Source organism: Mesorhizobium sp. AD1-1, assembly GCF_020164655.1.
GTDB lineage: Bacteria > Pseudomonadota > Alphaproteobacteria > Rhizobiales > Rhizobiaceae > Mesorhizobium > Mesorhizobium ciceri.
The window spans coordinates 107,943-131,571 of record NZ_JAIUGP010000019.1; the positions used below are offsets into that span (position 1 = coordinate 107,943).

Sequence of the window (23,629 nt, forward strand, 5' to 3'; positions counted from 1 at the left end):
TATGAATGCCATGACCAGAACCCTCCCCGCCACCATGGCCGCCGTGCTGCTTGTCGGGCACGGCGGGCCGGAAAAACTCGTCTACCGCAGCGATGTGAAAGTGCCCGCGCCTGCGCCAGGTGAAGTGCTGGTCAAGGTCAGCGCTTGCGGCATGAACAACACCGATGTCTGGGTGCGCCAGGGCGCCTATGGCACGGAGGAGGACGCTGCCGCCGTGTCGACATGGCGGCGCCAGGGCAACACGCTTGTTTTCCCGCGCATCCAGGGCACCGACACCGTCGGTACCATCGCCGCCGTCGGCGAAGGCGTGTCGCCGGAGCGTATCGGCGAACGGGTGATGGTCGATTTCTCCATCTACAATCGCGACGACGATTCGCTCGCCGACATCGACTATATGGGCCATGGCCGCGACGGCGGCTACGCCGAATACCAGGCCGTGCCGGCCGAGAATGCGCATGTCGTCGATACCGACATGAGCGACGTCGAACTCGCCACCTTCTGCTGCGCTTACCTGACCGGCGAACAGATGCTGGAGCGCGCCGGCTTGAAGGCCGGCGAGCGCGTGCTGGTCACCGGCGCCTCGGGCGGCGTCGGTTCCGGCATCGTGCAACTGGCACGGGCGCGCGGCGCCATTCCCTATGCCGTCGTCGGCAAGGGCAAGGAACAGGCGGTGCTGGACATCGGCGCCGAGGCGGTCATCACCCGTGGCGTCGCAGACCTGCCGCAAGCCGTGATTGAAGCGACCGGCGGCCAACCGATCGACGTGGTGGCCGACCTGGTCGGCGGCGCGATCTTCAACGACCTCTTGCGTATTCTCAGGCCCGAAGGCCGCTACACGACCGCGGGCGCGATTGCCGGTCCGGTCGTGCAACTCGATCTCAGGACCATGTATCTCAAGCAGTTGCAGTTGCATGGTTCGAGCCAGGGCACGCGCGCGGATTTCCGTCGCATCGTTGGTTACATCGAGGCGAAGAAAATCCGGCCGCTGGTCGGTGGCGTCTACAAGCTCTCCGATTTCCACCATGCGCAGGCGGATTTCATTGCCAAGGATTTCGTCGGCAAGCTGGTGGTGGTGCCGGATGCCATGTGGGGTTCGGCTGGCTGAACACTCTATGCCTCAACCCTGCTGGGCCGCCCTCAACAGCATGCCGAACAGGTCGCGCGGTCGTCGGGGTCGGCCAGCATGTCGAGTTCCTGGTAGAGGCCGGTCGAGCGCAGCTGATCCCTGACATAGCGCAGCGCCGAAAAATCCTCGATGGCGAAGCCGACCGAATCGAACAGCGTGATCTGGCCGGAATCGCGCCGGCCTTGCACGGCGCCTGACATCACCTGCCACAGCTCGATCACCTCATGATCCGGCGCAAGCTGCTGGATCTCGCCCTCGATGCGGGTCTGCGGCGGATATTCGACGAAGATGTCGGAGCGCAGCAGGATATCACGGTGCAATTCGGTCTTGCCGGGACAGTCGCCGCCGACCGCGTTGATGTGCACGCCGGAGCCGACCATGTTGTCGGTGAGGATGGTGGCGTACTGCTTGTCGGCGGTGACGGTGGTGATGATGTCAGCCCCCTCGACCGCCTCCTGCGCGGTGCCGCAGGCGACCATGTCGAAGCCGAGACCGGCGAGATTGCGGATGCATTTTTCGGTGGCCGTGCGGTCGATATCGTAAAGCCTCAGCCTGTCGACGCCGAGCAGCGCCTTGAAGGCCACCGCCTGGAATTCGGCCTGGGCGCCGTTGCCGATCAGCGCCATGCAGCTGGAGCCGGCCGGCGCCAGATACTTGGCGGCCAGAGCCGACATCGCCGCCGTGCGCAGCGCCGTCAGGATGGTCATTTCGGACAGCAATACCGGGTAGCCATTGTGGACGTCGGCGAGCATGCCGAAGGCGGTCACGGTCTGGCGTCCCTCGCGCATGTTCTTGGGATGGCCGTTGACATATTTGAAGCCGTAGACCTCGCCGTCGCTGGTCGGCATCAGTTCGATGACACCCTCGGCGCTGTGCGAGGCGACGCGCGGCGTCTTGTCGAACAGCTCCCAGCGGCGGAAATCATCCTCGATGTAGCCGGCGAGTTCGACGAGGAAGCGTTCGACGCCGATCTTCAGCACCAGCTTCATCATATGGTCGACGCTGACGAAGGGCACGATGTTGAGATTGGGGATCATTTTTCTTTTCCTTGCCGCATGCAGGCGGTCAGTCCTGGCGATGCGCGTTGTGTGCCTTCATCATCGTTGCCAGCGCCGGATCGTTTTGCTCCAGCACCCTGATGGCTCCGCCTGTGTCGTGGTGGCACTCATCCTGGCCCATCTTGAACTTGGCTTCGAGCCGCCCGATCGGCAGGTCAAACCCTATGATACCAGGTATGCGCCGCTCCATGCCGCCTGGTCCGAGCTCACGCATGCGCCAGCGATCGTCGCGATCCTTCTCCAGCACATCGACAAGCTGCAGGAGATGCCGGGTGGTGCCGTGATCGTCGAGCGGCACCGGATGTCCATGACAATGCACGACGGCAAAGTTCCAGGTCGGCGCGCTGTCGCGCACCGGATTGCGCGGATACCAGGACGGCGAGATTGTCCAGGGCAAAGCCCGGTGCGGCATCGGCAAAGGCCTGCGGCGACAATGTCTCGATGCGCGCGCCCTCGCCGCGGATGCGTTCGGCTGCCGACGTCCAGCTCGCCTTGTTGTCGTTGCCGCAGACCCACATCATGCCGATTTCGGTGACAAAGGATCCTTCGCCCGCGATTTCGGGCAGCGACACCAGGATCTCTCGGCCACGGATGGATACCTGCGACAGTTCCGGCATCAGGTAGAAGGCGTGCAGCAGCGCCGACGATCTGCCCGACGGGCCGCCGGCGGGATGGGTCTGCTCGACCAGCGTGACCTTCACACCGGCTTTGGCCAGATCATAGGCCGCGCTCGATCCGACAATACCGGCACCGACGACGATGACGTCGCTTCCATTTCGCATGGCTGTTCCCCACAGTCTCTTGGCTGCTTTTCGACAAGGTAGGGCCAGCGATCGCGCAATGTCAACATCTCTTCATTATTGACCGAGATTTAAATCTCTGTAATAAACTCGACAAAACAAGAGAACACGGATTCCGGGGAGGCCCATGGCGATACGCGATGTTCTGATGCGCGGGGATCTTGCGCTGACGCCGTCGGAGGAGAAGATCGTCCGACTGCTGTTGACGGACTATCCGACCTCCGGCCTCGGCACCGCCTCATCGCTCGCCCGGCGCGCTGGCGTCAGCGATCCAACCGTGGTGCGGCTGGTGATGAAGCTCGGCTATGAAGGGTTTCCGGATTTCCAGGCGAGGCTTCTGGCCGAAGTCGAGGCAAGACTGCACTCGCCGCTGCTGATGATGGAGGCCAAGCGGCAGAGCGGTTCCAACGACAGCGCCGTGCTAGCCTATCTCGATAGCGTCACCACGGCCTTGCAGAAAGCCACCGCCGCGACACCCGTCCAGACTTACGAGCGGGCGGCCCGCTTGCTGATGGAGGCCAAGGGCGAGATCGTGATGGTTGGCGGCCGGTTCAGCCGCCACATCGCCGGCATGCTGGCCGGCTATCTCGTGCAGTTCCGCTCCGGGGTTCGCGATCTCGGCGTGCTCTCTCCGCAGATCTTCGACACGCTGGCCGACCTCGGCCGGCGCGACGTGCTCGTCGTCTTCGACTACCGCCGCTACCAACTCGATGTGATGGCCTATGCAAAACAGGCGGCGGCGCTCGATGTGCGCATCCTCCTGTTCACCGACCAATGGCTGTCGCCGATATCAGATCTCGCCGAAGTCACCATCGTCAGCCCGCTCGAAGTCGCCTCACCTTACGACACGCTGGCGCCGGCGATCGCACAGATGGAAGCGTTGGTCGCCCATATCGTTTCGACGCTGGGCGACGAGGCCCGCGCCCGCATCGAGCGACTCGAAAAGGTGCGGCATGCCAATGCCGTGACGCTCGACAGCGAACCGCAAGAGAACGGCGCGCGCAAGACACCCGGCCCCCGCAAGATACCGGGACCCAAATCAGCAAAGCAGGACGACAAAGCATGACCCAGGCCCTACCCAAACGAGACGAAGCCTTCCGTGCCGGCGAAACGGCACTGCTGCTCGTCGACATGCAGCGCATCTGGCTGGAGCCGGGCGCCGATCCGTCGCATCCGGAACGTGGCCCCGATCATTATTTTTACCGGCAGACATCCTCGCAGACGATCCCCAACCAGGAGCGCCTGCTGGCGGCGGCGCGGGCCAATGGCGTCGAGGTGCTGCACACCATCATTCAGAGCCTGACCGAAGACGGCCGTGAGCGCTCGCTCGACCACAAGCTGACACCGATCCATGTTGCGCCCAGTCTCCCCGAAGGACTGCCGGTGGGATCGCTGGCGCCGGTTGGCGACGAGATCATGCTGCCGAAGACGTCGTCGGGCATCTTCAATTCGACCAATGTCGACTATCTCCTCAAGAACCTCGGCATCCGCTATCTCGTCGTGGTCGGCGTGCTGACCGATCAATGCGTCGACATGGCGGTGCGCGACGGCGCCGACCGCGGCTATCTTGTCACCTGCGTATCGGATGCCTGCGCCACCATCACCCAGGAACGCCACGACATCGCGCTCAAGGCCTTCGGCGGCTACTGCTGGGTGGCTGACACCGACACGGTCGTCGACCGCTTCAACGCTTTGGGAAAACCGGCATGACGTCGACTGTCGAGCCTCTGGTTGCCGTCGTCACCACGGATCTCTCCGCCGTCACGCGGGGCCGTTTCGTTGCCGAAAGCAAGTTGCAGAAGACCGCCACGACCGGCGTCGGTTGGCTGCAGGCCAATCTGTCGCTGACACCGTTCAACTCGATCGTCGATCCCAACCCCTGGGGCTCGTCGGGCGACCTGCGGCTGATCCCCGATCTCGAGGCGCGCTTTCGCACGACACGCACCGGATCGGCAACGCCATTCGATATGGTCGCCGGCGACATCGTCGAGCTCGACGGCAGCCCATGGCTCGGCTGCACCCGCACGATGCTCAAAGACGCGCTGGCCGATTTGAAAGCCGCAACCGGCCTGTCGGTCATCGCCGCCTTCGAGCATGAATTCAACGTCGCCGACGGCGGCTTCGCACAGGCGCATTCAATGTCTTTCGCCGCACTGCGCCGCGCCGATCCTTTCGCGCCGAATCTGATGGCGGCGCTCGAGGAAGCCGGCGTCGTGCCCGAGGTGGTCATCGCCGAATTCGGCGACGAGCAGTTCGAGGTGACGCACGAGCCGGCGGACGCGCTGACGGCGGCCGACCGCGCCGTCGCCATCCGCGAAATCACGCGCGAGTTGGCGCGCAATGCCGGCTGGCGTGCGAGCTTCGCCCCCAAGACAGCGCCAACCGCCGTTGGCAACGGCGTCCACATCCATTTCAGCTTCGTCGACGAGGCCGGCAAGCCGATGACTTACGATCCGGCACTGGCGGGCGGCCTTTCCGCCAAAGCGGGCGCCTTCTGTGCCGGCGTGCTGCGCCATCTGCCTGGGATGACCGCCATGACGGCGTCGAGCGTGTCGTCCTTCTACCGGCTGAAGCCGCACAGCTGGAGTTCTTCCTACACCTGGCTTGCCGACCGCGACCGCGAGGCGTCGCTGCGCATCTGCCCGACGGTGACGATCGGCGGACGGGATCCGGCGCGGCAATACAACATCGAATACCGGGCCGCCGACGCCACCGGCAATCCCTATCTGTCGCTGGCGGCGATCATCCGCGCCGGGCTGGAAGGGCTGAAGGCGGGCCTGCCGTCGCCACCTTTGGTCACCGGCGACCCGACACTGATGAGCGAGGCGGAGCGGGCAAGTCTTGGTCTGGTGCGCCTGCCCGAAACCCTGCCCGCGGCACTGGACGCGCTGCTGGCCGACGGCACCGTGACGGGATGGTTCGCGCCCGTCTTCATCGAAACCTTCGTCGGCCTCAAGCGACATGAAGCCGAGCGTCTTGCCGGTCTCGATCCGGCCTCCATCTGCGATCTCTACCGGACGCTCTATTGATGACCGCAGTGACAAAAAAAGATTGGCCCGAGGCCGTGGAGGCCCTTAACGAGCACGGCCGTTCCGATATCGTGCTGTTGTGCGAGCATGCGTCCAACCACATGCCGGTCGAGTATCGACAGCTTGGCCTCGATGCCCACCATCTGCAGCGCCACATCGCCTGGGATATCGGCGCCGCCGAAGTGACCCGCCTGCTGTCGTCGAAGCTCGATGCTCCGGCCTTCCTCAGCGGCTATTCGCGGCTGCTGATCGACCTCAACCGGCCACTGGGCACGCCAGGCAGCATTCCGGTACTGTCGGAAGACACCGACATTCCCGGGAATGTCGGCATCGATGCGGCGGAGCGGACCCGGCGCGCCGAGATCATCTTTTCGCCGTTCCATGACCGGGTGACCGCTTATCTCGACCGCCGGGCACAAGCAGGCCGGCAGACGCGGATCGTGACGATCCATTCTTTCACGCCGGTCTTCCTCGGCGTCAGCAGGCCCTGGCATGCCGGCGTGCTGCATGACCAAGCAAGAGGTCTCGCCGAAGCGATCCTTTCGGGCCTGCGCACCGATGCGGCGCTCAATGTCGCGGCCAACGTGCCCTATGTAATCAGCCGCGACGCCGACTACGCCGTGCCCATTCATGGCGACGATCGCGGCATCGCCGCCGTCCTCGTCGAGATCCGGCAGGATCTTTTGTCGACACGGTCCGGCATTGAGGAATGGGCGGACCGGCTGGCGGCGGCACTGCCGGCACTCGAGACAGAAACCGTGCCGTGAGCAATCCAAGCCTGCGCGAGCGCGACGCCGCGACCATCGCCCAGATCGGCAAGTTGCGTTTCTCGCCGCTCAGCGTCATCGGCAGCCGGGGCAACCGGCTGATCGGCGGCTGCTGGCAATCACGCCCCGCGGCCACGGCTGCGGCAGAAATTACCCAAGCAGCCCCGCCTGATCGTTGCGCGGCATTTATTCCGCGATACGCACGATCAGCTTGCCGAAATTCTTGCTATCGAGAAGGCCGAGAAAGGCCTGTGGTGCATTTTCGATGCCATCGACGATATCTTCCCTGTAGCGGACGCGGCCGGACGATATCCATTCGGCCATCTCACGATAGAAGGCCGGGCGCTGGTCGACAAATTCACGCTGGATAAACCCCCTGATCGTCAGGCTGCGGTGCAGCACTTGCTGCATCAATACCGGCAACCGGTCGACGCCGGCATCCGCGATGACGTTGTACTGCGCGATCAGCCCGCAGACCGGCACACGCGCAAATTCGTTCAGCAGCGGAAACACCGCGTCCCAGACAGGACCACCGACATTCTCGAAATAGATGTCGATGCCACCGGGGCAGGCTGCCTTCAACTGCTCGGCAAAATCATCGGCACGGTGATCGACGACCGCATCGAAGCCGAGTTCGTCTCGCACGAAGGCGCACTTGTCGGCACCGCCGGCAATGCCGACGGCACGCGCGCCCTTGATGCGCGCGATCTGGCCAACGGCCGACCCGACCGCGCCGCTGGCGGCCGCCACGACGACCGTCTCGCCAGGCTTCGGCTGCCCGATGGTGAGCAGACCGGCATAGGCCGTGAAGCCCGGCATGCCGAGCACGCCAAGCGCCGTAGTGATGGGTGCCGCAGCGGGATCCAGCTTGCGCAGCCCCACACCGTCGGACAAGGCAAAACTCTGCCAGCCGGAATGGGACAGCACGATATCCCCTTCGGTAAATTCCGGGTGGCGAGAGATCACGACGCGCGCAACGGTACCGCCTTCCATCACGCCGTCGACATCGACGGGCCTGGCATAGGATTTCGTAGCGTTCATGCGCCCGCGCATATAGGGATCGAGCGACAGATAGAGGATCTGCAGCAGCAGTTCGCCCTCTCCCGGCTGGACGACATCAACCGTCTCGATGCGGAAATCATCCGGCTTCGGCCGGCCTTGTGGCCGCGCCGCGAGCACGATGCGGGTGTTGGACTGGATCGACATCGAAAATCTCCCTGCGAAGAAGGCTCTACTCGAAAAACCGGTTGGGCGGACGCTTCAGCCCGAGATTCTCGCGCAGTGTCGACCCTTCATATTGCCGCCTGAAGATCCCTCGCCTTTGCAATTCCGGCACCACCTTCTCGGCAAAATCATCGAGCCCGGCGGGCAGGTATGGAAACATGATGTTGAACCCGTCGGAACCCTCGCCGATCAGCCATTCCTCCATCTCGTCGGCGATTGTTTCAGGCGTGCCGACAAAAGCAAGGCCGGAATAGCCGCCCAGCCTTTGCGCAAGCTGCCTGACGGTCAGGTTCTCCTCGCGTGCCAGTTCGATGACGCGCTCGCGGCCACTCTTCGAGGCATTGGTCTCGCGGATTTCGGGCAAGGGCGCGTCGGGATCAAAACCGGACGCGTCATGTCCGATGGCGATCGACAGCGAGGCGATGCCGCTCTCGTAGTAGACGAGACTGTCGAGCTTCGCCCGCCTGGCCTGCGCGTCCTCGACGCTGTCACCGACAACGACAAAGGCGCCGGGCAGGATCTTGATGTCGTCACGCGACCGGCCAAGCCTTTCCGCACGGCCTTTGACGTCGGCGAAGAAGCGCTGCCCTGCCGCGAGATCGGCATGGGCGGCGAAAATGACCTCCGCTGTCTCCGCCGCCAGTTGGCGTCCTGCCTCCGAGGCGCCGGCCTGCACGATGACCGGCCAGCCCTGGATTGGCCGCGCGATGTTGAGTGGGCCGCGCACCGAGAGATGCTCACCCTTGTGGTCGAGCACATGCAGCCTGGCCGGGTCGAAATAGAACCCGCTTTCGGCGTCGCGGATGAAGGCATCGTCGGCAAAGCTGTCCCACAGGCCGGTGACGACATCGTAGAATTCCCGGGCCCGCCGGTAGCGCTCGTCATGCTCGACATGCTCGTCGAGGCCGAAATTGAGCGCCGCATCCGGATTGGACGTGGTGACGATGTTCCAGCCGGCGCGTCCGCCGCTGATATGGTCGAGCGAGGCGAAGCGGCGGGCAACATGATAGGGCGCGTCGAACGTCGTCGATGCGGTGGCGACCAGCCCGATATGGTCGGTGACGGCGGCGAGCGCCGACAAAAGCGTGAACGGCTCGAACGAGGTGACCGTGTGGCTGCGCCGCAGCGCCTCGATCGGCATGTTGAGAACGGCCAGATGGTCGGCCATGAAGAAGGCGTCGAACTTCGCCGCCTCCAAGGTCTGGGCGAAGCGCTTCAGATGCGCGAAATTGAAATTGGCGTCGGCATAGGCGCCCGGATAGCGCCAGGCGCCCGTATGCAGGCTGACGGGGCGCATGAAGGCGCCGAGGTGCAATTGTTTTTGTGTCATGAAAGTCGTTTCGACCGATCGATACAGTCGAGCACTAGCGCTCGAATCCTAAACTCAGGATCGGACGGTCCGCGCAACTCGGGAAGATATCCTGTTCCTCCACGCCGGCCTTTTGCAGCATAGGTTTTGCGCTGTCCGGGACCAGGACAAAAAATGGCCGGGCTCGAATGCGGCCCGGCCAAAAGAAGGTTTGAACCTTCAGAGGGGAACACCGTCCAGCGGAATGGGAGGAAACCGCTAAACGATTTTACCTTTTTGCGCCTATCTCGAAGCCTTGGCGACGAATGGCATTCCAAAAAACATATGAAACGGAAAAAATTCGTGCAGAGCTGAGCTCACGAGCCCGCCGCTCCGGCCTGGAGAAGATCGGCATAATGGCGGCGTGCCACGTCGGGATGGGAACGCAGTCGGCTTTTGAGCACATTGGTGCCGACATCGCGGAACAAGGGGTTGTCCGGATCGCTTGCCGGCCCGCGCGCTTCGGCCGCCAATTCCTCGGGTAGGGTCAGAAGCGGTATGGTCGCGTCCAGCCGCGCACTGAAGAAGAAGGGAACGGAGATCCGCTCGACGCCGGCAGGCGGCGTCACGACGCGGTGAACGGTGGCACGCAAATACCCATTCGATGCCAGTTCGAGCAGTTCGCCAATGTTGACGACCAGCGTTCCAGGCAGCGGATCCACATTCACCCAGCTTCCGTCATATTTGACCTGCAGGCCCTTGTTGTCGTCCTGCAGCAGCAGGGTGAGGAAACCGCCATCCTTGTGCGCGCCGACGCCCTGGTCGCCTTCGGTCGCGTCACGGCCGGGATAACGGACGATCTTCATGCGATGGTTGGGCGAGTCCCGATAGATCGCGTCGAAGGCGTCCTCGGGCTGATCGAGCGATAGTGCGAAGGCTTTCAGCAGCCGAATGGCCACCGCGGTCGCCTGGGCCTGCCATGCAAGCAGTGCCGGCTTGAGCTCCGGCAGTGCAGACGGCCACTGGTTCGGCCCCTGCAGCCGTGTCCACGGTGCAATTCCAGGTCCCTGCGCTATGGGCTGGCGCTCGACGCCGATGTCGAGTTGCTCACGCCAGTCGGCCGCGCCCTTGGTCAGTTCGCCGCCGGCGCGGGTGTAGCCGCGAAACTGCTGGGATTTGACCATTTCGATGGCCAGCTTGTCGGCCTCCGGCAACGCGAAGAACCGTCGCGAGGCATCGAGCACGTCGTCGATCTCCGGGGCGGAAATTCCGTGGCCGCTGAGATAGAAGAAGCCAACGTCCCGGGCTGCCGTACGCAGGTCCAGGAGAAAGGTACGATACTCGGACGCACCTTGTTCGAGGCGGCTCAGGTCAAGCACCGGCACAATTCTGGGCATGGTCAGCTTCCTTCTTTTCTCTGCCCTGGCTTAGGAGAAGTAGAAGCGACCACCGGCAAGAGCTTCGAGCATGAATGCATCTCAAAGTGACACGCAAGGCGTGCCGATCAAAGCAACAGGAAGTCCAATCCGGGCCGGATGGAAGAACGTCAGCGCTGCATATTATGACCTGTCGGCAAATAATTTCCCGACAAGTGCTTTACCCGCCATGCCTCTCGTGGACCGCACTTTCCAGTGCGACAGCGTATAAGTCGCAGCGGAAGCGCAATCGCGCGTGATCGTCTGTAAATCCCGCCAGCCGACCGGCAGGACGGCTTCAAGCCAGCTCGAACCGCTCGATGGCGCGCATGATGCCGCGCAGCTCGGCGAGGCCCTTCAGCCGGCCGATCAGCGAATAGCCGGGGTTGATCCTGGTCTTGCCGATGTCGTCGGCAAGCAGATGGCCATGGTCTGGTCGCATCGGAATGCGCCAGTCGGCACGGCCTTCCCTGCGACGGCGCGCCTCTTCCTGCATCAGAGCGAGGATAACATGCGCCATGTCGGTGCCGCCTTCGAGATGCTCGGCTTCGTAGAACGAGCCGTCATCCTCGATGGTGATGTTGCGGAGGTGGACAAAGTGGATGCGGTCGGCGAATTCCTTGACCATGGCGACGATGTCATTGTCGGCGCGCGTGCCATAAGAGCCGGTGCAGAACGTCAGGCCGTTGGCGGGGCTGTCGACGGCGTTAAGGATGAAACGCGCATCCTCGGCTGTCGAAACGATGCGTGGCAAGCCATAGAGCGAGAAGGGCGGGTCGTCGGGATGGATGCACATGCGCACCCCCTCCTCTTCGGCCACCGGAATGATCTCGCGCAGGAACCAGGCAAGGTTTTGGCGCAGCTCCTTTGGTCCGATCGCATCGTAGTCCGCCAGGGCCTCGCGAAAACTGTCCCTGTCATAGCTGCGCTCGGTCGCCGGCAGGCCGGCGATCAGGTTGCGTTCGATCCTGTCGATCGCTTCGCTGCTCAATTCCTTCAGCCGCGCTTCCGCTTCGGCGATACGGGCAGCGGTATAGCCGGCTTCGGCATTGACGCGCTTCAGCACGAACAGGTCGTAGGCTGCGAAATCGATGGCGTCGAAACGCAGCGCATAGCCCGTCGTCGGCAGCCGATAGGCGAGATCCGTGCGGGTCCAGTCGACCACCGGCATGAAATTGTAGCAGACCGTCGCAATGCCGGCCTTGGCGAGCGCGCGGATTGAGTCGCGATAGTAGCCGGCGTAGCGCTCGCGTTCCGGCGCGCCGATCTTGAAGGAGTTGTGGACCGGAATGCTCTCGACCACCGACCATGTCAGGCCGGCAGCCTCGATGACACGCTTGCGCTCCAGAATGCTCTCGAGCGGCCAGGCGCGCCCGTCGTAGATATCGTGCAAGGCGCTCACCACGCCGGTCGCACCGGCCTGCCTGACATGATCGAGCGTTACCGGGTCGTTTGGTCCATACCAGCGCCAGCACTGTTCCATTGCCGCTTCCTTCTGCGAGAGGATGGCAACCTATTGTTGGACCACAATGGGTGTCAAACTAGGAACCGGTTTCGGACAGCGAATGAAGGAGTTTTCCCAATGAAGGATTTCGACGGCAAGGTTGCCTTGGTGACGGGGACGACCGGGATTGGCCTCGCAACCGCCAGACGCCTCGCTGCAGGGGGCGCTGCGATCATCGCCTGCGGCATCGACCGCGCGGCCAACGCTCTACTGAAAGCGGAACTGGAAAGCTCCGGAGCCGGGGCGCTGGTCATAGGCGCCGACGTCTCCGTGCCCGATCAGGTTCGCGACGCGGTCGCGGCCGGCGTGGAGCGGTTCGGCGGCCTCGATATCGTCGTCAATTCGGCGGCGGTGCATCCGTACGGAACCGCCGTCAGCACCGATTTCGAGACCTGGAACAAGGCGATGTCGATCAATGTCGGGTCGATCTATCTGACCGCGCATTTCGGCATCCCGGAAATGGTCCGCAGGGGCGGCGGCGCCATCGTCAACGTCGCTTCGGTGCAGGGCTTTGCCTGCCAGCAAAACGTCGCCGCCTATGCCACCACCAAGGGCGCCATCCACGCGCTGACGCGTGCCCTGGCCCTGGACCATGCGCGCTCCGGCATCCGCGTCAATTCCGTCAGCCCCGGCTCGATCCGCACCCCGATCCTGGAGCAGGCCGCCCGCGGCGAGGACGGCACGGACGCCGATGTCGAGGCCGCCTACAAGCGCTTCGGCGAAGCGCACCCCATCGGGCGCATCGGCGAGCCGGAGGAGGTGGCCGAACTTATCGCTTTCCTGTGTTCGTCGAAGGCCGGCTTCTGCACTGGCGCGGATTACAAGATCGATGGCGGCCTGACCGCCGGCATCGGCGTGAAGTAGATCGCGAATGGGGCTTGGCCTTTAGCGGGAGCGGCCGGCATCCGACAATTGGTTTGCCGAATTCTTGCAGATCAATGCTCAAGCAAATCGAACACCGCACGGGCCACGCCGAACACGAAAGGGGGCGGTGCGATCGATGAAATAATAGGCATTCTTGCCGATTGACAAAAACATCAACAGGCGACCAAGATCATATGACCATCAACGATATTGGTCCCGAGGTTGCCCCTCGGCATTGGCGTAAAGGAGAGCCAGATGCCCCTTCAGCAGAGAGTGACCCATCGTCCGAAACAACGTCCCGCCGCTCCCATCCTTGCCGCCGCACTGCTAGGCCTCGGCCTGATTACAGTGCCCGGCATCGGCCACGCCGAAGGGATCACGCTCAAGATTTTCGGCGGCTCGGCGCTCGACGAACTCGCGCCGCGTCAGCCGCCGGACGAGCAGAAGAAAATCCAGCAGCAGGTTATCGACGGCTTCCTCAAGGCCAACCCCGACGTCGCCGCGATCGAGTGGGATGCCCAGGGGCCACAAACCGATTCCATTCAGCGCGTGATGACCGCAAAACTTGCAAATCAGGAAATGGATCTGATCGCCTGCCCGGCCTTCTACACCAATGGTGCCTATGTCAGGCGCAAACTGGTGATGCCGATTACCGACAAGATCAAGCCGTTCCAGGACAGGATCGACGCCGCTGCACTTGGCGCCTTCACGGTCAACGGGCAAGTCTATGGCGTGCCGATCTCGACGCTGTCGACATCGACGATCTTCTACAATGTCGATCTCTTTCAGAAGCTCGCCATTCCTGTCCCGCCAACCTATGACGACCTGAAGGCAGCCGTGCCGAAGTTCAAGACCGCGGGCGTGATCCCTTTGCTGCATCAGGGCTCGAACACCGTGATGTGGCCGATGTGGTACTTCGAGACCTTTTCGCAGGCATCGGGCGACCCGGTCGGCAAGACGCAGAAGAACCTCGAGGGCACGGCGAAGTTCACCGACGCGCCCGATGTCGAGGGGTTCAAGCTGATCAAGCAATGGGTCGATGATGGCATCCTTTCCAAGGATTCGCTTTCCGTCGACCAGGACGGCATGCGTGCGGCCTTCGCCGCCGGCAAGAGCGCCATGTATTATGGCGGCACCTGGGAAATCCCGTCGCTCCAGTCGAGCGTCAAGGACTTCAAATGGGGCGCCTTCGCCTTTCCGAAAATGGACGGAACGCCGGGCGCGCCTGGCCATGGCGGCGGTGCCGACAACGGCATGTGCATCGCCTCCTCGATCCCGCCCGAGAAGCTCGATGCCGCGGTCAAATTCATCGAATATCTGACACGGCCTGAAGTCGCGACGCTCTACCTCGCGCCGGAACAGCCGATCGCGGCCTCGATCAAGGGCGTGCCGCAGGTCGACGATGCCTATGCCGTCGAACTGCGCAAGCAGGCCTTCCCGAACACGATCAAGTTCCTCGACTGGATCTGGCCATCGGAGGTCGCGAGCGCCACGGCTTCGGCAATCGCCGGCATCGTCGGCGGCACCACGACGCCCGAAGACGCCGCCGCATCGATCCAGACCATCTTCGACGACCTCAAGGCCCAGGGCAGCTGGCCGCCCAAATGAGGCCCTGAAGTAGCGCCTGCAAGCGAGCACCCATCCAGCCGGGCTGATGCGCCAGGAAAGAAGAACAGAGGCTGCCTGCTTCGGGCAGCCTCGCCCATCGGAGAGAACACATGACGACACATCGCGCCGAACGGCAGCGCTTCTCGATCGGTTACCATCTGAACAGCTGGGACCTGACCGGCCTTCCGCTCAGGCCAGCCATCAAGTTTCTCGCCGACCAGGGCTTCGGCTGGTTCGAGATCCTCGCCTTCACCAGCCTGTCGGACCAGTACGCCCGCAAATACATGCAGCTCGGCAATCAGGCGCCGATGGGGGTGACCACCGACACCGACATCTTGCGGCGCTATGCGCTGCTGTCGGAAGGCCAGAGCGAATATGGCATCAAGCTCTCCTCCTTCTACGTCAATGCGATCTTCACCAACCCCGTCGCCTGGCCTTATGAGCGTGACGTGCTCGTCGCGCTGACCAGGATGTTGAAGGGCTTTGGCTCACCGGTGCTGGTTCTCGGCGGCGGTCCCTCGGAAGCCGCTGCCGGGGCGCACACGGCCGACGACTACCGCGCCTTCTGCCGGGCGCTCGAGGATATCGGCAGGCGGACGAAGGACCTTGGCATTGAGACGGTCTATCACCCGCACCTCGACACCTTCATCGAGCGCCGCGACCAGCTCGATCGCATGATGGATGAATTGGATACCAACCTCGCCGGCCTGTGCATCGATCCGGCGCATCTCGCCCACACCAATTCCGATCCGGTCGACGCGGTCAAGACCTACATTTCGGCTGTGCGCTATATGCATTTCAAGGACACCAGGGTCGATCCGGCGCTGAAGGGCTATGACCGCTATGGCGCCTTTTGCGAGCTCGGCGCCGGGGTCGTCGATCTTGCCGGCATCGCCGACGCCCTGCTGGAGGCAAACTACGATGGCCTCGCCATCATCGAGCTGGATGCGTCCAAGAAGACAGCAGAGCAAAGCACGCTCGAGAGCATCGCCTATATCAGGGACACGCTCGGGCTGGTGCTGACCCCGCAAGGCGCGAAGGCCACATGAGCACGCGACCGCAAGAGGCGGCTCCTGTTTCGAGCCGATCCGGCACCTGGCGCTTCGACGCCGGGGACGGGGCTACGGCCTTCGTCATGATCCTGCCCGCCGCGATCCTCTTCGGTCTTTTCTACCTCTGGCCGTTCGTCAACGGCTTCTGGCTCAGCCTGCACAATTGGGACGGGTTTTCCGACCCGACATGGGCGGGCTTTTCCAACTACATGCGGCTGGCGCATGATCGCACCTTCCTCGGCGCGCTGCGCAACAATTTGATTTTCGTCGTTGCCGTCGTGGTCCTGAAAAACGCGCTCGGCCTCGGGCTGGCGCTGCTTCTGAACCGGGCGCTGCTTGGCCGCGCCTTCTTCCGCGCCGCCGCCTTCGTCCCGGTGACGATGTCCTTCGTCGCCGTCGGCCTGCTCTGGTCCTGGATCTACAATCCCGTCTTCGGCCTGCTCAACAGCGGGCTCGATCTCATCGGCCTCGCCGGACTGAAACGATCATGGCTCGGCGACGCCGACATCGCGCTCTACTCGATCATCGTCGTCGATGTCTGGAAATGGCTCGGCTTCCATGCCGTCATCTATCTGGCCGGGCTGCAGACGATCCCCTCGGAGCTTTATGAATCGGCGAAGATGGACGGCGCCGGCCCCTTGCAGCGCTTCCGGCACGTCACCGTTCCGATGATGATGCCGATCATCTTCATCAACACCATCCTCGGCCTTTCCGGCGCCTTCGTGCGCAATTTCGACATCGTCTATGTCTTGACCAAGGGCGGCCCGAACCACGCCACCGAAGTGGTGCTCACCTACATGATGAGCAAGGCCTTCCAGGACGGCGCCATGAGCTACGCCGCTGCGATCGGCTATGTTCTCTTCATGATCGTCGGGCTGGCCAGCGTCGGCCTGCTGGCCCTGATGCGGCGGCAAAGGCTCGACGTCTGATGAGAGCCGCCAACCTTTCGCTGAACGATGGCGCCGCCGGCTCTCGCCGTCGCGGGCTCATGCAGCGCCTCGGCATGCGCGGCATCCTCGAACTTGGCGGCATCTATGCCGCGCTCATTCTCGTGCTCTTCGAGACCCTTTATCCGCTGCTTTGGGTGCTGTTCGGTTCGCTCAAGACCAAGCAGGAAATGCTCAGCAATGTCTGGGGTCCGCCATCGAGCCTGGTGCTGCAGAACTATGCCGATGCCTGGCGGATCGCCGGCATGGGATCGCGCATCGTCAACAGCATCTTCGTCACCGGCTCGGCATTGATCATCCTGGTGGCCGTCGCGACGCCGTGCGCCTATGCGGTGGCGCGTCTTCGTTTCCCCGGACGCGGTCTTGTGGTTGCAGTCGCGGTTGCGGCCATGCTGGTGCCGCCGCAGGTGATGGCCATTCCGCTGTTCCTGGTGGCGCGCGATCTCGGCCTGATAAACAGCCGGCTCGGCATTGCCTTCATCTATGCCGCGACCTCGCTGCCGCTTTCGGTCTTCATTCTGCGCAGCTTCTTCATCACGTTGCCGGCCGACCTCGAAGATGCCGCGCGCATCGATGGCGCCAGCCGGCTCGAGATCCTGATCCACATCATGCTGCCCCTGGTGCGGCCGGGCGTGGCGCTGATCCTCATCTTCGGCTTCATCGAGATCTGGAACGATTTCTTCCTGGCCTTCCTGCTGTTGCGCGACCCTTTGGTGCAGACCATCCCGCTTGGGCTGGTCAGCTTCTTCCAGCAATACGACTCGCTCTGGACGCTCTATTTCGCCGCGTTGACGATCACGACACTGCCGGTGATCGTCGTCTTCGTCGCCATGCAACGGCAGTTCATCGCCGGCCTGACAGCCGGCGCCGTGAAGGGTTGACATGCAGGATCGCGTTATTGGCGTCGGCGTCATCGGCTGCGGCGAGATCGCCCAGCTGATGCACTTGCCTTATCTCATGGAGTTGCCGGCGTTTCGCATCGCCGCCTTGTGCGACATCTCTCCCGGCACGGTCGACAAGGTCGCGGAACATTATGGCGTCACTGCCAGATATACGGACCATCGCGCGCTGCTTGCCGATCCGAATGTCGATGCGGTCGTGATCTGCACCTACGATCATGGCGAGATGGTTGCCGATGCAATCCGCGCCGGCAAGCACCTGATCGTCGAGAAGCCGCTTGCCTTCACGCTCGAGGAGGCGCGCCCGCTGGTCGAGCAGGCCGAGCGGAGCGGCCTCGTCGCCCTTGTCGGCTACATGAAATTCTATGATCCCGGCTATGAGATCGGGCTGGAGCGCATCGCCGCCATCGGCCGGCCGAAATCGATCCATGTCCACGATTTCGCGGGCCGCTTCGACCGTTATGGCCAACTCTACACGCAAACCAGGGTCACCGACGTGCCGGCCGATGTGTTGGCGGCGGGACGCGAAACGGTCGCTCGGCGCATCGAGGCGGCGCTCGGTGTGGACCATGCCGGCTATCGCGATCTCTATCTTGTACTGCTCAGCCTCGCCAGCCACGACCTTGCCGTCATGCGCGGCGCTTTCGGCACGCCGGACTGCGTCGTGCATGCACAGCAGACCGGTCCCAACCAGCTGCTGGCCGTGCTCGATTATGGCGGCGTCCCTTGCCTCTTGGACATGGCACTTGCCCAGTATGAATGGTGGGACGAGTGGATCCACGTGCATGGCGAGCGCGACGAGGTGCGGATCGAATTCCAGAACCCCTATTTCCGCAATGCCTCGGCGACTGTCCGGCTACGTGAAACGACAGGCGAGGCTGCATCCGAACGCGTTCTGCCTGGCGTTCCGGATACGTCGTTCCGCCGCGAATGGCTGCATTTCGCTGATTGCATTCTTGCCGGCGTTAAGCCGCGCACGCCGCTTTCGGGCGGGCTCGCCGATCTCGATCTTGCCGTTCGGATCATCCAGGCAATGCCGCCGAAAAGACTTTAGCGAAATTTCGGAAACGCACCGCCATCAGGGGCGTTGGCCCAGCTCTGCAAGGTCTGGCCGCCGTCGATCAGCCAATCCACGCCCGTGACGTGCCTCGCCTCGTCGGAGGCGAGGAAAGCCACGGCGGCCGCGACATCGTCCGGCTGGCCGACGCGGCGCAATGGAATGCGGTCGGCGAAATGCTGGACGCTGCTCTTGAATTCGCCGTCACCGGAAGCCGGCACGCCAAGCGTCGTCTCGATCACGCCGGGGCAAATGGCATTGACGCGTATGCCGTAGGGCGCGGCATCGAGCGCCGCAACCCGCGTCAGGCCGACCACGCCGTGTTTGGAAGCGACATAGCCGGCACCGCCCGAAAGGACGTCCCAACCGGCCATGGATGAGCCCATGTTGACGATCGAGCCACCGGTCCCCGCCTTGATCATTGCCCGAAGCGATGCCTGCAGGACGAGGAAGATACCGCGCAGATTGATACGGATGGTCGTATCCCAGTCCTCGACCGGCAGGTCGTGAACGGGAGCGACGACGCCGGAAATGCCGGCATTGTTGAACACCACGTCGAGGCCGCCGAACGTCTCGACGGTCACCTCGACGGCGCGCCGCACATCCGCTTCATCGGTGACGTCGGCTTCGATGGCAATGGCGTTTTCACCCAGTGAGCGAGCCAGTTGCTGCGCCGCCGCGCCATTGCGATCGACAATGGCGACGCGCGCGCCTTCGTCAAGGAAACGCCGCACCGCCGCGCCGCCGATCGCGCCGGCGCCGCCAGTGACAAGGATCTTCTTCTGGTCGAATCGTTTCATCCCCCGGTCTCCGGCTTTGGATAGGAACGCCATGAATATTGTGGTTCGAAGCCGATCGTTTCGCGCGCATGGACCGTGTCGAGCACGGCGCCAAAGCCGGCGATCGGCCGCGATAGAGCGACATCGGGATAGACCCGGCACACGAGCGCTTCGGTTTCCTCTTCCATGAAGGTGTCGGCGGCGCTGAGCAGGACGCGCAGATGGCCGTCGCCTTGCCATTCAAGCGCCCGCAGGAAGCCCTGCCCGGCGTCGCGCGCGTCGAGATAGGCCCACAGGTCGCGGGCACTGTCGGCCGTGGCGCGGCGCGGCCCGACGCCCTCGAAAAATGAACCCGGCGTCTGGATCCACGGCATGCGGATACTGACCGCCGAAAAGGCGCCGCGGCGCACCGCCGCGTCGACGATTTCCTCGCCCAGCCATTTCGACAGGCCGTACGGGTCCTGCGCGCCGACCGGGTGGTCCAGGTCGACCGGCAGATAGGGCGGCCGCACAGGTTTTTCGAAAAAGGGATAGCCGAAGACGCTGAAGGATGAGGCATAGATGAAGCGCCTAGCGCCGGCCATGGCGGCTGCCTCGACCACATTGTAGGCGGTCGCGATGTTGGTCTTGAACACCTCGCCGCCGGCCCGGCCGGTCGGCCGCGGAATGGCCGCGACATGCACAACGGCATCGCAATCGCGCACCAGCTGCAGTGTCGATCCCAGATCAGTCAAATCGGCGGTTGCGTGGCGCCATGCGACCTCACCCGGCACCACGGCATCGACACCAAGCACATCGTGGCCGGCCGCAACCAGAGCCTCGGCCACATGGCGGCCAAGCAGGCCGCTGGCTCCGGTGACGATGGTTTTCATATCTCGGCCTCGGCTCCGCAATTCAGCGGCTTGAATATCATTGATGGTCATACAAATCGAGCACATGCCTGACAAGCGTTGTCAAGGCCATTTCGCGATGGGCAAATAGCGCATACGCTTGTCGGAGCGCGGTGCGCAAGGCCGACCAGCACGCTTTGCGTCGAACGGGATTGACTTGGCATCCACTAGGGTTTTTTGTATGAGCATCAACGATCGGTCAAAGGAGCTCGCCATGTCCGTGGACAGTTTTTCCTCACATCGGCACGATGATGCGGTGCGCCTCGATCCACGCCGTGCGGCCATTATCGTCATCGATATGGTCAATGAGTTCTGCAAGCCCGGCGGGGCCATGGTCCTGCCTGGATACGAGACGCTGGTCGCGCCGCAACTGGCCGTGATCGAGGCCGCGCGCGCCGCCGGCGTGCCGGTGATCTGGGTCCATGACAGCCACCGGCCGGGCATGCGACGCGAGCGCGAATGGCTGAAGCGCACACCGCATTGCCTGGATGGAAGCTGGGGGCCGGAGATCATCGAGGATCTCGGCGCCCGCGCTGATGAGATCCATGTCATCAAGCGGCGCTACTCGGCCTTCTTTCAAACCGACCTCGACCTGACGCTGAAAGACATGCAGGTCGACCAGTTGGTCATTTTCGGCGTGGTCACCAACATCTGCGTGCGCTCGACCGTCCATGATGCCTTTTTTCAGGGCTATGAGGTGGTGGTGCCAAGCGATTGCTGCGCGGCAACGGGACCACGCGAGCAGGAAAGCTCGCTCTACGACATAGCGACCCATTTTGGCGTGGTCAGCGATTCGGCTGATGTCGTCGCAGCCCTCCGCGACGGGACGTCGCTTCAACCAGCGGAGGTCGCGGCTTGAGCTTTTCCAAACCGGCGACATCCGAGACAGCGGCGATAGGAGTCCGGTGTGACGACTGAAAAGAAACCGCAATCCGAAAAAGGCGCGACCTCGAAAACGCCGAGCGGCGATGCACCCCCGAGCCGCGAGCAAGTGCTGCAGCAATACGCCGAGACCGGCTATGAACTGGACCGTCACCCGGCGCACGTCATCCGCCGGGCGCATCAGCGCGCGACACTGCGCTTCCAGCAGGTCATGGCCGGTGAAGACCTTTCGCCAACGCAATTCGCGGCGCTCGCCACGATCCTCAAGCATGGCGAAGTCTCGCAGAACCATCTCGGCCGGCTGACGGCGATGGACCCGTCGACCATCAGCATCGTCATGCGCAAACTGCTCAAACACGGGCTGATCACGCGCAGCGCCTCCGAAACCGACCAACGCCTGACGATGATCGCGCTGACCAGCAAAGGGACCGACTATACGCTGGAACGGCTCGAACGCAGCGTCGAGGTCGGGCGGCGGTTCCTGTCGCCGCTCTCCCCGGCTGAGCAGGCGACGCTGCTTCGCCTGCTCCAGCGCATCAATGACGACGACCCAACGAATGGCGACGGCGGCAAATAAGCCGCGTCCAGTCCTTTTTTCCATAACAGCAAAAGTGAGAACCGATGTCGTCCGACCTCCAGTCGTCTGCCAACACGCTCGTCGTCCGCAATATCGGTCTCATGCTGAGCGGCGATCTCGCACAACCGATCATCGACGCCGACACCATCGTCGTGAGCGATGGACGCATATCAGGCATTGGCAAGGCAGGCGACATTGATGGCGGCAGCGCGGCGACGATCATCGATGCGATGGGCTGTGCGGTCGCGCCGGGTCTTATCGACAACCACGCCCATCCGGTGGCCGGCGACTGGACGCCCCGGCAGAACCAGATCGGCTGGATGGATTCGACCGTGCATGGCGGCGTCACCACGATCATTTCGGCTGGCGAGGTCCACACACCGGGCCGACCGCGCGATCTTGTCGGGCTGAAGGCGTTGGCGATCGCGGCGCAGCGCACCTTCTCCAACTTCCGTCCGAACGGCATGAAGATCCTGGCCGGGGCACCGATCCTGGAACCCGGCCTTACCGAGGAAGACTTCCGCAGTCTCGCCGAGGCCGGCGTGACGCTTGTCGGCGAAGTCGGGCTTGGCGGCGTCAAGGATGGGCCGACCGGCCGGAAGATGATCGCCTGGGCGCGCAAATACGGCATGACCTCGATGACCCACACAGGCGGCCCGTCGCTGCCCGGCTCCGGCCGCATCGGCGCGGATGTCGTGCTGGAGGTCGACGCCGACATCGTCGCCCACGTCAATGGCGGGCCAACCGCCCTGCCCGACGCTGAAATACGGCAGATCTGCGAGAAGGGCTCGAGGGCGCTTGAGATCGTCCATAACGGCAATCTGCGCACCGGACTGTTCGTGCTCGACCTGGCAAGGCAGCGCGGCGAACTTTCGCGCGTCATCCTGGGCACGGACAGCCCGGCCGGATCCGGCGTGCAGCCGCTCGGTATCCTGCGGACCCTGACCATGCTGGCTTCGCTTGGTGGTATCGCGCCGGAAGTGGCGTTCTGTTTTGCCAGCGGCAACACGGTGCGCGTGCGCGGACTGGATGATCGCGGCATCATCGAGGTCGGTCGCGCCGCCGCCCTGATCTTCATGGATCAGGCGATCGGCGGCGCCGGCGACGGGCTGCTCGACAGCGTGGCGCTCGGCAATCTTCCAGGCATTGGAATGGTCGTCATCGACGGCGTGGTTCGGACCGGCCGGAGCCGCAACACCCCGCCGGCGATGCGGGTGCCGGAAGTCCTGGCGGCCTGACGGTCAGCCGACGCCGTCAATCCCGACAATCTTGTCCTTGGTCAGCCCGCCGACGCGCGGGTGCGGCCTGCCGGAATCGGTGACGGCGATAGCGACGACGATCTCGTCGGCACGCGGTGCATCGGGAACACGAACCTCCATGCCGTCGAAATGGCTGCGCACCCGCGCTGCATCCTTGTGACCGAGCGGAATATCGAGCGGCACGCCGAGGCCGCCGCGCTTCTTCGATGAAGGAATGAGCGCGGCGCCCTTGCCGAGCACATCGCGGAACGGGGCGCCGAGCTTTGGATGAAGGATGGCGGCGGCATGTTCGAGCTCGCCATCGGCGCCGACGGCGGCCGCCTTGCCGAAGCTCTCGACCCGGTCGCCGGCAATACCCAGAGCAGCGACGGCGCGCCTGGGCAAGATTTCGCCCAACGCTTCGCCGATGGCGCTGAGTGCCGACAGATCCTCGACGTAGGTACCCGCATAGGGGTTGCGGATGACCGCAATGGCTGCGGCACGCCGCGTCGGCGGATCGACGGGCCGCCCGCCTTCGATCCGGGTTTCCTCGACGATGGTGATGATACGGCGGATTTCCGGGTTCATCGCAGTCCGTCCTCACCCTTGATGTCGGGGGGGGCCA

At 63.6% G+C, this 23,629-nt stretch carries 22 protein-coding genes and 2 pseudogenes; 14 read left to right on the forward strand and 10 right to left on the reverse strand.

From position 1 onward, the window contains the following. The first annotated feature begins 1 nt into the window (after position 1). Positions 2–1,105, forward strand: coding sequence for an alcohol dehydrogenase family protein (locus tag LB519_RS27895; protein ID WP_013530321.1), 1,104 nt, complete (start codon positions 2–4; stop codon positions 1,103–1,105). Between the two features lie 12 nt (positions 1,106–1,117). Here LB519_RS27895 and LB519_RS27900 read toward each other — a convergent pair. The 3 genes and pseudogenes from LB519_RS27900 to LB519_RS27910 all read right to left on the reverse strand — a co-directional run. Continuing rightward, positions 1,118–2,163, reverse strand: a pseudogene (locus tag LB519_RS27900) (ornithine cyclodeaminase). Between the two features lie 28 nt (positions 2,164–2,191). After that, positions 2,192–2,596: an FMN-binding negative transcriptional regulator gene (locus LB519_RS27905; RefSeq protein ID WP_224621654.1), complete on the reverse strand. Its 405-nt coding sequence runs from the start codon at positions 2,594–2,596 to the stop codon at positions 2,192–2,194. 1 nt (position 2,597) lies between these two features. Next, positions 2,598–2,966, reverse strand: a pseudogene (locus LB519_RS27910) (FAD-dependent oxidoreductase); the annotation flags it as partial. Positions 2,967–3,111: 145 nt separating this feature from the next. On the opposite strand from LB519_RS27910, the gene LB519_RS27915 reads away from it, so the two are divergent. The 4 genes from LB519_RS27915 to LB519_RS27930 are packed head-to-tail and all read left to right on the forward strand — an operon-like array spanning position 3,112 to position 6,780. Next, complete coding sequence (locus LB519_RS27915; protein ID WP_064994642.1) at positions 3,112–4,050, forward strand: MurR/RpiR family transcriptional regulator; 939 nt, start codon at positions 3,112–3,114, stop codon at positions 4,048–4,050. After that, complete coding sequence (locus LB519_RS27920) at positions 4,047–4,694, forward strand: cysteine hydrolase family protein (protein WP_064994641.1); 648 nt, start codon at positions 4,047–4,049, stop codon at positions 4,692–4,694. The genes LB519_RS27915 and LB519_RS27920 overlap by 4 nt, the downstream gene beginning before the upstream one ends. Further along, complete coding sequence (locus LB519_RS27925; protein ID WP_024502303.1) at positions 4,691–6,013, forward strand: glutamine synthetase; 1,323 nt, start codon at positions 4,691–4,693, stop codon at positions 6,011–6,013. The genes LB519_RS27920 and LB519_RS27925 overlap by 4 nt, the downstream gene beginning before the upstream one ends. Further along, positions 6,013–6,780, forward strand: coding sequence for an N-formylglutamate amidohydrolase (locus LB519_RS27930; protein WP_024502302.1), 768 nt, complete (start codon positions 6,013–6,015; stop codon positions 6,778–6,780). The genes LB519_RS27925 and LB519_RS27930 overlap by 1 nt, the downstream gene beginning before the upstream one ends. A 186-nt stretch (positions 6,781–6,966) precedes the next feature. On the opposite strand, the gene LB519_RS27935 is transcribed toward LB519_RS27930, so the two are convergent. The 4 genes from LB519_RS27935 to uxuA form a co-directional block, all read right to left on the reverse strand. Beyond that, positions 6,967–7,986: an NADP-dependent oxidoreductase gene (locus tag LB519_RS27935; protein ID WP_224621655.1), complete on the reverse strand. Its 1,020-nt coding sequence runs from the start codon at positions 7,984–7,986 to the stop codon at positions 6,967–6,969. A gap of 25 nt (positions 7,987–8,011) precedes the next feature. Further along, positions 8,012–9,334: an LLM class flavin-dependent oxidoreductase gene (locus tag LB519_RS27940; protein WP_064994640.1), complete on the reverse strand. Its 1,323-nt coding sequence runs from the start codon at positions 9,332–9,334 to the stop codon at positions 8,012–8,014. Positions 9,335–9,669: 335 nt separating this feature from the next. Continuing rightward, the gene (locus tag LB519_RS27945; protein ID WP_224621656.1) at positions 9,670–10,689 is read right to left on the reverse strand and encodes an isopenicillin N synthase family dioxygenase; all 1,020 of its coding nucleotides are present in this window, start codon (positions 10,687–10,689) and stop codon (positions 9,670–9,672) included. A gap of 316 nt (positions 10,690–11,005) precedes the next feature. Continuing rightward, positions 11,006–12,190 carry a mannonate dehydratase gene (uxuA, locus tag LB519_RS27950; RefSeq protein WP_013530312.1) on the reverse strand — a complete coding sequence of 395 codons (1,185 nt, stop codon included), beginning with the start codon at positions 12,188–12,190 and terminating at the stop codon, positions 11,006–11,008. Positions 12,191–12,289: 99 nt separating this feature from the next. Between uxuA and LB519_RS27955 the strand changes: the two genes are divergently transcribed. The 6 genes from LB519_RS27955 (at position 12,290) to LB519_RS27980 (ending at position 18,635) form a co-directional block, all read left to right on the forward strand. Continuing rightward, positions 12,290–13,075 carry an SDR family NAD(P)-dependent oxidoreductase gene (locus tag LB519_RS27955; RefSeq protein ID WP_064994638.1) on the forward strand — a complete coding sequence of 262 codons (786 nt, stop codon included), beginning with the start codon at positions 12,290–12,292 and terminating at the stop codon, positions 13,073–13,075. Between the two features lie 255 nt (positions 13,076–13,330). Beyond that, positions 13,331–14,683 carry an extracellular solute-binding protein gene (locus LB519_RS27960; protein WP_224621657.1) on the forward strand — a complete coding sequence of 451 codons (1,353 nt, stop codon included), beginning with the start codon at positions 13,331–13,333 and terminating at the stop codon, positions 14,681–14,683. Positions 14,684–14,793: 110 nt separating this feature from the next. Further along, the gene (locus LB519_RS27965) at positions 14,794–15,732 is read left to right on the forward strand and encodes a sugar phosphate isomerase/epimerase family protein (RefSeq protein ID WP_064994637.1); all 939 of its coding nucleotides are present in this window, start codon (positions 14,794–14,796) and stop codon (positions 15,730–15,732) included. Continuing rightward, on the forward strand, positions 15,729–16,664 hold the full coding sequence (locus LB519_RS27970; RefSeq protein ID WP_024502296.1) for a carbohydrate ABC transporter permease: 936 nt from the start codon (positions 15,729–15,731) through the stop codon (positions 16,662–16,664). Before LB519_RS27965 ends, LB519_RS27970 begins: the two co-directional genes overlap by 4 nt. Beyond that, a complete protein-coding gene (locus LB519_RS27975) occupies positions 16,664–17,563 on the forward strand; it encodes a carbohydrate ABC transporter permease (RefSeq protein ID WP_013530307.1) in 900 nt (299 codons plus the stop codon). The genes LB519_RS27970 and LB519_RS27975 overlap by 1 nt, the downstream gene beginning before the upstream one ends. Before the next feature lies 1 nt (position 17,564). Then, positions 17,565–18,635, forward strand: a complete 1,071-nt coding sequence (locus tag LB519_RS27980; protein WP_224621658.1) for a Gfo/Idh/MocA family oxidoreductase — start codon at positions 17,565–17,567, stop codon at positions 18,633–18,635. On the opposite strand, the gene LB519_RS27985 is transcribed toward LB519_RS27980, so the two are convergent. Beyond that, complete coding sequence (locus LB519_RS27985; RefSeq protein WP_224621659.1) at positions 18,632–19,438, reverse strand: SDR family NAD(P)-dependent oxidoreductase; 807 nt, start codon at positions 19,436–19,438, stop codon at positions 18,632–18,634. The genes LB519_RS27980 and LB519_RS27985 overlap by 4 nt on opposite strands. After that, positions 19,435–20,289 carry an NAD-dependent epimerase/dehydratase family protein gene (locus LB519_RS27990; protein ID WP_064994634.1) on the reverse strand — a complete coding sequence of 285 codons (855 nt, stop codon included), beginning with the start codon at positions 20,287–20,289 and terminating at the stop codon, positions 19,435–19,437. The genes LB519_RS27985 and LB519_RS27990 overlap by 4 nt, the downstream gene beginning before the upstream one ends. A 232-nt stretch (positions 20,290–20,521) precedes the next feature. Here LB519_RS27990 and LB519_RS27995 point away from each other — a divergent pair, with 232 nt between their 5' ends. The 3 genes from LB519_RS27995 to LB519_RS28005 are packed head-to-tail and all read left to right on the forward strand — an operon-like array spanning position 20,522 to position 23,004. Next, a complete protein-coding gene (locus LB519_RS27995) occupies positions 20,522–21,166 on the forward strand; it encodes a cysteine hydrolase family protein (RefSeq protein ID WP_013530303.1) in 645 nt (214 codons plus the stop codon). A 48-nt stretch (positions 21,167–21,214) separates the two neighbouring features. Further along, positions 21,215–21,766, forward strand: coding sequence for a MarR family winged helix-turn-helix transcriptional regulator (locus LB519_RS28000; protein WP_024502291.1), 552 nt, complete (start codon positions 21,215–21,217; stop codon positions 21,764–21,766). A gap of 44 nt (positions 21,767–21,810) precedes the next feature. Continuing rightward, the gene (locus LB519_RS28005; protein WP_224621660.1) at positions 21,811–23,004 is read left to right on the forward strand and encodes an amidohydrolase family protein; all 1,194 of its coding nucleotides are present in this window, start codon (positions 21,811–21,813) and stop codon (positions 23,002–23,004) included. A 3-nt stretch (positions 23,005–23,007) separates the two neighbouring features. Here the strand turns inward: LB519_RS28005 and LB519_RS28010 are convergent, their stop codons facing one another. Further along, complete coding sequence (locus LB519_RS28010; protein ID WP_064994632.1) at positions 23,008–23,592, reverse strand: amino acid synthesis family protein; 585 nt, start codon at positions 23,590–23,592, stop codon at positions 23,008–23,010. Between the last annotated feature and the right edge of the window lie 37 nt (positions 23,593–23,629).